Annotated in this window: 9 protein-coding genes; 6 read left to right on the forward strand and 3 right to left on the reverse strand. The window is 66.0% G+C overall.

The features are described 5' to 3' along the window. The first annotated feature begins 15 nt into the window (after window positions 1-15). The 6 genes from H7K45_RS28765 to H7K45_RS28790 are packed head-to-tail and all read left to right on the forward strand — an operon-like array spanning window position 16 to window position 5961. The gene (locus tag H7K45_RS28765; protein ID WP_263999578.1) at window positions 16-972 is read left to right on the forward strand and encodes a sugar phosphate isomerase/epimerase family protein; all 957 of its coding nucleotides are present in this window, start codon (window positions 16-18) and stop codon (window positions 970-972) included. 8 nt (window positions 973-980) lie between these two features. Beyond that, window positions 981-2132, forward strand: coding sequence for an ABC transporter substrate-binding protein (locus H7K45_RS28770; RefSeq protein WP_263999579.1), 1152 nt, complete (start codon window positions 981-983; stop codon window positions 2130-2132). Window positions 2133-2142: 10 nt separating this feature from the next. Beyond that, window positions 2143-3207, forward strand: a complete 1065-nt coding sequence (locus H7K45_RS28775; protein ID WP_263999580.1) for an ABC transporter ATP-binding protein — start codon at window positions 2143-2145, stop codon at window positions 3205-3207. 2 nt (window positions 3208-3209) lie between these two features. Next, window positions 3210-4139, forward strand: a complete 930-nt coding sequence (locus H7K45_RS28780; protein ID WP_263999581.1) for an ABC transporter permease — start codon at window positions 3210-3212, stop codon at window positions 4137-4139. 5 nt (window positions 4140-4144) lie between these two features. After that, entirely contained in the window at window positions 4145-4924 is a 780-nt protein-coding gene (locus H7K45_RS28785) for an ABC transporter permease (protein WP_263999582.1), read from the forward strand. After that, window positions 4921-5961, forward strand: a complete 1041-nt coding sequence (locus H7K45_RS28790) for a Gfo/Idh/MocA family protein (RefSeq protein ID WP_263999583.1) — start codon at window positions 4921-4923, stop codon at window positions 5959-5961. The genes H7K45_RS28785 and H7K45_RS28790 overlap by 4 nt, the downstream gene beginning before the upstream one ends. Before the next feature lie 232 nt (window positions 5962-6193). On the opposite strand, the gene H7K45_RS28795 is transcribed toward H7K45_RS28790, so the two are convergent. The 3 genes from H7K45_RS28795 to H7K45_RS28805 all read right to left on the reverse strand — a co-directional run bounded on the left by H7K45_RS28795 (window position 6194) and on the right by H7K45_RS28805 (window position 11492). Further along, a complete protein-coding gene (locus H7K45_RS28795) occupies window positions 6194-7774 on the reverse strand; it encodes an alpha-amylase family glycosyl hydrolase (RefSeq protein WP_263999584.1) in 1581 nt (526 codons plus the stop codon). Then, window positions 7771-9357: an ABC transporter substrate-binding protein gene (locus tag H7K45_RS28800; protein WP_263999585.1), complete on the reverse strand. Its 1587-nt coding sequence runs from the start codon at window positions 9355-9357 to the stop codon at window positions 7771-7773. Before H7K45_RS28800 ends, H7K45_RS28795 begins: the two co-directional genes overlap by 4 nt. 620 nt (window positions 9358-9977) lie before the next feature. Then, a complete protein-coding gene (locus H7K45_RS28805) occupies window positions 9978-11492 on the reverse strand; it encodes a sensor domain-containing protein (RefSeq protein ID WP_263999587.1) in 1515 nt (504 codons plus the stop codon). Window positions 11493-11547: the final 55 nt, after the last annotated feature.

Here is an 11547-nt window from a genome sequence, read left to right on the forward strand (position 1 = left end):
GTTGTAAGGGATCTCATGAGGCTCGGCTTCTACACCGACTACAGCCGCGACATCGCGCAATTCGCCCAGGACACGGGATTCACCTCGATGGAGCTGTCCGCCTGGCCCCAGTCCGCGCTGAACGCCGACCACGTCACCGACGAACGAATCAAGGAGATCCGCGCCGATCTCGACAGCCGCGGCATCGAGATCTCAGCACTTGGGTACTACCCGAACTATCTGGCCGCGGACGAGGCCGAGGCCGCCGAGTACCAGCGCTACTTCCGCAAGGTCATGCAGCTCGCCGACCGCATGGAGGTCCCCGCCGTTTGCACGTTCGTCGGGATGACGCCGGGGTGGACGGTCGAGGACTGCATGGAGCCGTTCACCGCACTGTTCTCCGACTTCGCCCGTGAGGCAGAAGATCTCGGGATCCGGATTGGCATCGAGAACTGCCCAATGCTGCACCACAAGAACCGCACCGGGGAGAACATCGCGTTCAGCCCGGAGATCTGGGCCGCCATGTTCGAGGCCGTCCCGTCACGCGCACTCGGCCTGGAGATCGACCCGTCACACCTGGCGTTCCTCGGTATCGACTACATCCAGGCGATCCACGACTTCGGTGACCGCATCGTCCACTTCCACGCCAAGGACATCGACATCGACGAGCGCAAGCGCGGTCGGCTCGGCTTCTACGGCAACGCCTTTGGCGACGTCGGCGGATTCGGCAACGGCTGGTGGCGCTTCCGGGCCCCAGGGTGGGGTGTCATCGACTGGCGCAAGGTCATCACCGCGCTGACCGACGTCGGCTACGAGGGCAACCTCGACATCGAACACGAGGACGAAGTCTTCGCCAGGGCCGCCCTGTCGAAGATCGAGGGCGAGGCCGACATCGTCGAGATGCTCGGCAAGGAGCCCAACGCGCTCGTCTTGGGATACCGCTACCTGGCGCCGATGATGCCGCTGGACTCCACCGATCTGCTTCCCCACTGAGGAGTTCGATGAGAATCACCCGGGTCATCGCCGTTGCCGCCGTCAGCGTTCTCGCCGTCACGGGCGTGTCCGCCTGCGGTAGTGCGAACACCAACCAGGCCGGCAGCACCGGCAGTTCGGCAATCCCCTCGGAGCCGCCGGCCAAACCCGACCGTCTGGTCGTGCGGATCTGGAGTGGGGACCAAGAAAAGGTCTATGCCGACACCGCGGCCGCCAAGTTCACCAAGGACACCGGCATCCCGATCGTGTGGGACACCACCGACGAAGCGGTGAGCTACGCCAAGCTCAACCAGGAGATCTCCTCCGGACAGCGCCCGTCCGCCGACGCCAGCTTCAACGCGCAACAGCGCGCATACACCAATGCCGCTCGCGGGTGGACGATTCCGATCAGCCCGCGGCTGGCGCCCAACCTCGCCAAGGTCACCGCCGAGACGGCCGCCCCAGCGGGGCACGAGGACGGTACGGCGTGGAGCTACGTCAACCCCTACACACTCTCGGTGCCGTTCATCGTCCGCACCGACAAGGTCGACCCCGCGACCGTCAAGACCTGGAACGACCTCTTCAAACCCGAACTGGCGCAAAGCCTTGCCGTCGACACCATCTACTCCAGCACCGCCTTTGGCTTCGCGCAGTCGATGGGTGTCAACCCCGCCGACAACCCACCGGCCGGCATGGATCCGGTCTGGGCGAAGATAGCCGGGTTACGACCGAATCTCGCTCAGTTGGGCTCCAACGCCGACGTCGTGACCGCACTGACCGACGGCTCGGTCAAGGTCGCGATATCCAACACCGGTTCTGGCATTCAAGCCATCAACGCCGGTGCACCCATCGCCCTCGTGGCTCCCACCGACGGGCTCTACGTCGTCGGTGACTCCTACTACATCCACAAGGGCATTCCGGACAACAACGCTTACTACGCACAAGTTTTCGCCAACTACCTGCTCGATCCCGAGGTCCAGTCCGCCGTCGCCGACAAGCTCGGCCTCGTTCCGGTCAACCCCGATGCGACGGTGCCGAAGTACATGGCCGACAACAAGGCCGTCTTCCCACGTTCGGCGGACGACCTCAAGGCCGACGAGGCCATCGTGGCGCCCATTGCGCTCATGGCCAAGAATGACGAGGCATGGCAGAAGGCCTTCGACGGCGCGATCGGGCGGTAGGGCTCATTCCATGACCGCCGCCATCCGGGTCGAGCACATTGGCAAGTCCTACGGCGACGTGGCCGTCCTCGACGACGTGTCCGTCGAGATCGGCGACGGCGAGTTCTTCACCCTGCTGGGGCCGTCGGGATCGGGCAAGTCCACGCTGCTGCGCATCATCGCCGGCCTCCTCGCCGCCGACAGCGGCGAGATCGTCATCGGCGGTGAGTCGATGGCGGGCCGTGCCGCCCACACGCGTGAACTCGGCGTCGTCTTCCAGTCGCTGGCGCTGTTTCCGCATCTGTCGGTGGGCGACAACGTCGGATTCCCGCTGCGGATGCGGCGAGTCGGCCGCCGTGAGATCTCGCAGCGCGTCGGCAGGGCATTGGACTTGGTGCAACTCCCCGATCTACGGCACCGCGCGGTGAGCGAACTCAGTGGCGGGCAGAGCCAGCGCGTCGCGTTGGCCCGCGCGCTGGTGTACGAACCGCGCATCCTGCTGCTCGACGAACCGCTGTCGGCGCTGGACCGCAGGCTGCGCGAGACGATGCAGCTCGAGCTCACCCGCATTCATCGTGAACTGGGGGTCACCATCGTCAACGTCACCCACGACCAACGCGAAGCGCTGATGATCAGCGACCGCATCGCCGTCATGGACAAGGGCCGTATCGTGCAGTGCGGACGCGGCACCGATCTTTACACCCACCCGGCGAGCACCTTCGTTGCCGGCTTTCTCGGTGACCCCCTTCTCCTGGAGGGATCCGTCGACGGTCACGGCAGCCTGCACAGCTCCGGAGTCACCGTCACCGTCGACGCCTCCGTTCCGATGGGCAAGGCCACCGCCGTGATGCGGCCCGAACGGTTGCGCCTCCTCGCCGCCGACGGCACCCCGCAATGCTACGACAACCGGCTCGACGGGCGAATCCTGTTCTCCGCCTTCGACGGTCAGGGCATCTTCTATCAGGTTCAGCTCGAGTGCGGCCCCACTGCAGCCGTACACGTCCCGGCTGGGCGGAGCACGACGGTGCACGACGTCGGCGATCCCGTCGTGGTTGCCTGGAACGCAGCCGACGTCCCCATCGTGACACAGGCCTGACCGTGCACTCCCGCGCCGTCAGCGAGCAATGGAACGACCTGGAATCCCGTGCTAGGTCACCGATCTGGCGACTCGTCGACCTACTCATCACCGTGCGCTCGGCGTTCACACGCGTCGTACCCGCTCGACTGCTGCGCGTGATGGCGCTCGTCCCTGGTCTGATCTTGGCCGGCTCGCTGGTCGCGGGTCTCGCGGTGCTGCTCGTGCGCAGCCTGCACACCTACGACAGCTTCCTGGCCGTGGAGGGGCCGCTGTCCGTCGAGCAATACACCGGTCTGATCGGTGATTCGCAGTTCCACACCGTCCTGGCCCGGACGGTGACGATGGCGTTGATCGCCCCGCTGGTCGCGGTCGCCATCGCCATCCCCTATGCCCTGACGCTGACTCAGGTGCGGCGGCGAGGACTGAGACTCGCCCTACTCATCGGCGTGTTCGTGCCCATGCTCACCGGCGACATCACCCGAACCTTCGGGCTGCTCGTCACGATCGGACCGAGCGGCCCACTGGAGTGGTTGACCGGCCTACATCTCGTCGGGAGTCTCTGGGGCGTCGGCATCGGCATCGTGCAGACCCTCCTGCCCGCTGCCGTCGTGGTCCTGCTGCCCGCGGTATTGCGGATCGACCCCGAACTCGCCGCCGCCGCAGCCACTCTCGGTGCCCCGCCGTTCACGGCCTTCCGTCGCGTGACACTTCCGCAGTTGCGCCCGGGCATCGTGGCCGCATTGGCCGCCTGCTTCGCACTGACCATGGCCGCCTTCGCCGACCCGGCCATCCTCGGACGCGGACTGAAGAACTTCGTGTCGAACTTCCTGCAGGATCGCTACCTTGGACTCGGCAATCCGCCCGCAGGCGCGGCGATCGGCATCGCGATGCTGCTGATCGTCAGCCTCGGCACCGCCCTCATCCTCACCCTCAACCGGCGGCGACGATGACCCGGGTGCGCGTCGCCGCGATCGTCACCGCCTGCGCTCTGGTGCCCTTGCTGGCGCCCACCGTGCTAGTGGTCACGGCGTCGTTGTCACCGGGTGAGGTGTTGACATTTCCGCCGCAGGGCGTCACCACCCGCTGGTACACCGAGATGTTCACCTCCGACGCGGTGTGGACCGCGCTCGGCAACAGCCTCTTCGTCGCCGGTCTGAGCGTCCTGATCAACGTCGTCTGCGGCGTGCCCGCCGCATTGGCCCTTCCCCACGTTGGCCGCTACGCCAGAACGTCGTTCACCGTGCTGCTGTCGCTGGGCCTGAGCTCACCGACCATCGTGACGGCGTTCGCCTACTTCGACCTGTACGGCCGAATTGGCTTGCGCGGCAGCCTGACTGCCGTGGCGATCGCGGTCGCAGTGACCTGCTTTCCCTTCATGCTCTGGACGGTGCTCGCCGCGATCGAGGACACCAACCCCGATCTCGGTCCCGCGGCGGCAACGCTGGGTGCCGACCCCGTCGAACAGTTCCTCTTCGTTCGACTGCCGCTGCTGGCACCCGGCATCGTGACCGGCGCGCTGGTCGTATTCGTGCTCAGCATCACCGACTTCGTGGTCAGCCAGGTGTTGACCACCATCGACAACCAGACGCTGCCCGTCTTCGTCTACTCGGGTTTGCGTGGGGCCATCTCACCAGCTCTGGGTGCGGTGTCCGCGTTCTTCATCGCCGTCGTCGCGCTCGCATTCGCGGTCGTGCTGCGGCTTGGCCGGGTCGAAAGGTTCCTCTTCCGAACATGAGTGCTGCAGCCATCGTCGGAACGGGATTCATGGGCCGCGTCCACGCGGAGGCGCTGGCCCGGATCGGCGTCGACGTCCGCGGGGTGGTCGGCTCGTCTCCGGAACGTGCGGCGGCGGCGGGTCTGGGGCCGGTGTACGCGAACCTCGCGGAGATGCTCGACGACGACAGCGTCGACGTCGTGCACGTCTGCTCGCCCAACCACCTCCATCACGCACAGGTGGTGGCAGCGATGCGAGCCGGCAAGCACGTCGTCTGCGAGAAGCCGCTGGCGATGACACCCGCTCAGGCGCAGGAACTTTGCGATCTCGCCACGGAACGCGGGCTCGTCAACGCCGTCTGCTTTCTGTCCCGGTTCTATCCACTCTGTCAGACTGCCGCCGCACGCGTCGACGACGGATCGGTCGGCACCGTTCGGATGGTGTCCGGTCACTACCTCCAGGATTGGTTGGCCGATGCGGCCGACTGGAACTGGCGCGTCGACCCCGCACTCGGCGGACAACTGCGCGTCGTCGGCGACATCGGTTCGCACTGGCTGGATCTCGTGAGTCACGTCAGCGGCCAGCGGGTCGAGTCGGTGCTGGCCGACCTCACGACGGTGTACCCGAACCGGGATGGCGTCGCCGTGACGACCGAGGACATGGCAGGGGTACTCCTCCGCTTCGACGGCGGCGCTCGCGGCGTGCTGACCTTGTCACAGGTCTCTCCGGGACGAAAGAACCGACTGAGTTTCGAGGTGAGCGGCTCGGCGGCGTCGCTCGGGTGGAACTCCGAGACTCCCGATCAACTGTGGATCGGACACCGCGACGAACCGAATCAGGCACTCGTGCGCGGTGACGGAGACTATCCCCCGGGCCACGCGCAGGGATATCCCGACGCATTCAAGGCCCTCTTTCGCGCCGTGTACGACGCCGTGGACGAGACTGCACCTTGCAACGCCGGCTACCCGACGTTCGACGACGGACGCGAGCAGGTACTCGTCGGCGAAGCGATCGCCGCTAGCGCACGCCTGGGAGGCTGGAGCCCGGTGCGCAGATGACAACGCAGACCTTCACGATCTCGTGGGCGTTGTGGCGTGCCTAGAATCCATGCTTGGGCAGCAACACGTTCCAAGCCAACGGACCCGTATCTGCGCGAATCACGGGAGGTAACGCGAAGCTTGCCCACATGGCCAGCCGACGCCGCACGTTGTCCCTCGACAACACGCGTACGCCCGTCGAGTGACGTTCATCTGAATGCGTTCTCGACCCCGAAGGCCCCGGGACCGTGTTCTACGGACGTGGACTGGTCCGCAGGCTGACGACCGCCTCCCAGGGTCGCAGGCGATCGAGAACGTCGGGTCGGACATCGAGGCTGGACAGCAGCGGCGCGTCGCACGGCTCGATGAACACGGTCTCGTTCGAGAAGTTGGCGTTCACGCGCAGCGGGCCGCTGTCGTACACCCACCGCGACGCGTCGACGTGGACGTCGCGATAGATCGCCGTCAGATCCGACAGATGATGCCTGCGCACCGCGATGAGGGTTCGAAGCAGTGCCAGCATCGAGGTGGGATCGGCGAGCTGGTCGGCCACGTTCTGCTCGACGACGGGATGCACCGGCAGCCACGGTTCGCCGCTGCTGAAGCCGCCCGACGGCGAGGCGTCCCACCGCATCGGCGCACGTGCGTTGTCCCGTGGCCACTGCCCGTTGAGACGCCCGGCGGTGAGGGGATCCCGGTGCAGGTGATCGGGCACGTCGCTGTCGACCATGCCGAGTTCGTCGCCGTAATAGAGCACGTAGGCGCCCGGCAACGTCGCCAGCAGCGTCTGGGCGAGCCTGACCCGGCGGGGATCGTTCTGGGCCCACCGGGTCGCCACGCGCGGCACGTCGTGATTGGATCCCGCCCACACCATCACCGCTCCCGCCGGAAACGCCGCCACGCTCTCGGAGACGATCCGCGCAAGTGCGGGTGGCTCGAAGGGCGCGAACAGGAACGGGAAGTTCAGAGCAAGGTGCAGCTGATCGTCGTCGCCGTAGTACGCGGCGAGTTCGTCGACGCGGGCTACCCACGTCTCCCCCATCAACAGCGCCGGCGTGGAACGCGATTCGGTGCGCGTGCGCCAGTGCCGGTAGACGTCGTGCACCTCCGGCCGATTGAAGTTGTACACGTGCTCGATGCCGTAGCGGCCCTGCACCTCGGTGTCCCAGATATGTGCGCGTGGGTTCAGCGGATTGTCGCGCAGCTCGCGATCGTGGTAGAGCCCATTCGCCACGTCGATGCGGAAACCCGCCACGCCGCGGTCAAGCCAAAAGTCGATGATTCGGTCGAACTCGGTGTGCACCAATGGATTCCACCAGTTCAAATCCGGCTGCAGGTCGAGGAAGTTGTGCATGTAGTACTGCTTGCTGTCCGCGTCCCAGGTCCATGCCGGTTCCCCGGTGTCGTCGACCCAGTTGTTGGGCGGCGAGCCGTTCGCCGCGGCGTCGGCCCAGACGTAGTAGTCACGCGTCGAGGAATTCCTCGACGACTTGGCCTCGACGAACCAGGGGTGCGACGCACTGGTGTGATTGGGGATCAGGTCCATCACGACGTGGATGCCGTGCCGGCTACCGACCTCCACCAGTTCGTCGAGATCGGCGAGGGTGCCGAGCTCGGGGTGAACATCGAGGTAGTCACTGACGTCGTAGCCCCAGTCGTGATCGGGTGAATTGGTGATCGGTGAGAGCCACAGCGCCGTAATGCCAAGATCGACGAAATGATCGAAGCGCTCGATCAGACCACCGAGGTCGCCGTATCCGTCACCATCGGAGTCCCGGAAGGACCTGACGTACGCGTGGTAGACCGTTCCGCCCACCCACCACGGGGTGCTCACTGGTAGAGCTCCGCAAGAGCCAGGCTCGTAGGGGTGGCCACGTCGTGCGCCGCCTCCACACCCTTGAGCCACGGCTGGGCCACCATGAAGTCGGACACGTCCACGAGATTGCGCCAACAACCCGTAGCGATCGCCGCGTCGGCGGCCTTCGAGAAGGCCTCGAGGTCACCGGTTCTGCGGCCCTGGGCGATGAGGTCAGTCGCCTGTGGCGAGGAGCACTTGAAGAAGTTCACTCCACCGTCGGGATCGAAGTTGATGTGTTCCCAGAGGTACGGGGTTGGGGCGTCGGGGAATCCGAGGTTGACGAGAATGTCCGGAGCTCCCGCGGGATCGTTCACCCAGCCGAAGATCTGCGACGCCGGGAAACCGGTGACCGTCGCGGTCAATCCCGACGCTGCCAGTTGGGTGACCAAGAGGTTGGCGACCTGTTGGTTGTCCGGAGACGACGAGTCAAAGCCGATCGTCACCGCCCGTTGAGAGGCCGGGAGGGCCGCGACGGCCGTCGTCAGCTTCGCGGGGTCGTGCGCAATGTTCTGCACGGCGTACCGTGGATCGCTGATGTTGGCCGGATAGGCTTGCTTGGCGGCGGTGCCGCGGCCGAAGTACGCGTTCGCGACGAGGGCATCGACGTCGACCGCCTGCAGGAGGGCCTGTCGCACTTGCACATTGGACATGACGAACGTCTTGGGATTGACGTACATGTAATCCGACACCGCGGTCGGCAATACGAAGGTCGAGAACTTGGCATTGGAGGTGTAGGAGCTGACCGCCGAGGACGGGATGTCGTGCAGGATCGCCGCGACGGAACCGCTGTCGAGCTGCAACTGCTGAGCCGACGTGTCGCTCACCACGGGGATGTCGACGGTTGAGTAGAAGGGCTTCTTGCCCCAGTAGCCGGGAAATGACCTCAACTGATAACGATCACCGACCTTCGCCTCGCTGAGAGTGAAAGGGCCGGTACCGATGTCATGGGTAGTCAGGTACGTCTGTGCATGGTCCGATCCGGCGTTGGCGGCCAGTGCTGTCGGGCTGAGCATCTTTGGACCGTAGGGCGAGGCCAGTTGGTAGAGGAAGGTCGAGTCGGGTGACTTCAGCGTCACGGTGACGGCGTGATCGCCGTGCTCCACGACGGAGGCGACGTCGTCGACCATGTAAGCGGTGCCTTGGTCGACCGCCGCGCGCCGATCGAATGAGGCCTTGACCGCCGACGCAACGAACGGGGTGCCGTCGTGGAACGACACCCCCTTACGCAGCTCGAAGGTAAACGTGGTGTTGTCCGCAGACGCCGTCCACGTTGTGGCAAGACCGGGGACGAGTGTGGGGGTGGCCGTTCCGCGGGCGAAGCCAAGCAAGCCCTCGTACACATTGGTCGTCAGCAACAGGCCCTGGGTGCCGTAGAACACATCGGGGTCCGGCGGTTGACCGGGGTCTTGAAGAAACGAAAGCTTCAGCACGCGATCGGTGGGCGCGGCATTGGGTGTCGTGGAATCACCACCGCTGCAGGCCGAGACGATCATGGCGAACGCAAGAGCCATTGCCGCTGCAGTCTTGACGGCGTTGCGGCGAGGATGCGAAATGGGCACGGCGTTCGGACTCCTTCGAGGCGTAGGCGGCCACGTGAGGTAAATCGATTTACCGATAATGCGGCCGATCCGTGGACGTGTCAACTCGACGTCGTCGCGCGCACCCAGAGGAGCGGTAAGTTCTATTTCGGAGGTGATGACGATGTGGGACGTTTCGTTGGCTTCCGGCGTCTCACCGGCGATGGTTTTGAACACCTTTGACGGACGCTCCGGCCGCCTGCGGGGGACGCAACGCGACCGCATCCTGTCCGCCAGCCTAAGTTATTTCGGTCCCCACCCGGCCTCACGCCGCGCATGTACCGTCGGCAATCGTGACAGCTCCGCCAGTCCCGCCGGTGTGAAATATTCGCCGTTTGCGACGACGGCGTCGCCGCCTTGAGCACGGGCGCCGCCGAGTGCCACGGGCTCAGCATGGCCGCCGGCACCGCCAGTCCACCTTCGTTTCGTCATCTGACACAACCTGTTGGTAGCCCGGCGGTGAAAGCGACTGCCAGACATTTCCGACCCTGCGCCGCGCCGCGGGAAGTCCTGTGTGCCACAGCGCGTGCACCGCGATGGTTCGGTAGGCAGGGCGGCGGTCCGCACCGCGATTCTTCAATCGGTTTCCCGTGCGTGTCGATCTAGCGGGAGACTTTGTCGATGATCGCGTTGGCGATCCGGCCGGCGATCCCCACGGGATCGTCTGCGCTGCAGGTGTCCACGTCGACGACGACGTCGGACACGGCCTCCAACGTGTGGTGGCAACCGGTGGCACCGCCGTCCGCCACCCGACGCGACATCCAGATCTTGGGCGGGGCTCCCCCGAGCGGCGAGAAGCTCCACGACTGCGTCGACTGCGGTGAGGTGAACGTGACGTCGGTACCCCCGCAACCCTGCCAGCGCGTCGCCTGCTCTTGCACGAACGACGACGCGTCGGCGGCGGACGTGAAGCGGGCGACGGCCTGGTAGACGCGATGCCGCGGGTCTGGGCCGGCGCTATGCACGGGTTCGCCGCGCACGGCGCCGAGACCAGTCGCCCCCTCGTACGCGGATCCCTCCAAAGCCCCAAAGGCGCCCTCACAACCCGGGGTGGACAACGTTCCGATGCTGATCCGCGGGCGTTGCTCCTGACCCTGGTCGGCCAGCAGCGTGGGATCACCGATGATGGAACCCATCTCCTGTGGCGTCAACAGCAGCGCGGACAGGTCGGACGCCGCCGGTGCGCCAGCTGCAGCCGACGAACTTTCCTGCGATGCGGACCCGGCGGAGCCGCGGCTGGTCGTCAGCAGGACGGCCCCGATGGCGACCGCGACCACGGCGACGGCCGCCCCGACGATGATCCAGCGCTTGCTCGTCATCGCTGCCGCGCCTCCCCGTTGGGGAGTGGGAGTCGCCGGCACGGCCGCCGCCTTCGGCACAGCCGGCGGTTCGGGCTCCGGTGGCGCCGACGCGGGTTCCAGCGATGCCAGCACGTTGTCGATCTCGGTGCGGGTACGGAAGGTCACGTCGTGACGCATCCGTAGCATGCGCATCAGCTGCGCGATGTCGCTGCGGGCGCTCGGATCGTCCCCGTCCTCGTCGAGACCGGCCTTCAGCTCGACGAGCATCTGCAGCTGCTGCTGAGGCGATATCTCCTTGTCCGCCATGGCATCACCGAGCCGCATCAGGTAGCCGTACGGGACGGCGGGTTGCTCGGGTAGGGGGTCGGGCAGCGACCGCGGTTGCGCGGTCAGCACGTGCACCGCGGTGATCAACTCGACACCGGACTGCGCGGTCGGCGTCTCGTAGTCGACGATCTGAAGCTCGGCCAGCGAATTGACCCGCATGTTGTCGACCGGCCCGATGCGCACCGGCAGGATCGGCTTGTTCAGCGCTTGGGCGTACCGCAGCTCGGCTTGGCAGGGCTTGGATCGCAGCCAGTGGTTGGACAGCGCGACGACCAGCACGTCGCAGGCCCGGATGCGTTCGCAGATGGTGTTCCACCAGGCGTCCCCACCGCCGAGTTCCTGGTCGATCCAGACGTCTTGGCGGCTGCGATGCAGCGCTGCCGCCAATTCCGACAGATCGGCGGCGTCCTGCCGCGAGTAGCTGATGAACAACGCCACCGTGCGCTCCTGGGTCCGGGAGTGGGGCGACTCTCCGACGTCTGCCGGCACCCGCGATCCGCCACGCTAGCAGTGGTGACGGGCCCGAGCTCCGCAAACCGACGCT

This window comes from Mycobacterium yunnanensis, from assembly GCF_025823185.1.
GTDB classification, from domain to species: Bacteria; Actinomycetota; Actinomycetes; order Mycobacteriales; family Mycobacteriaceae; genus Mycobacterium; species Mycobacterium yunnanensis.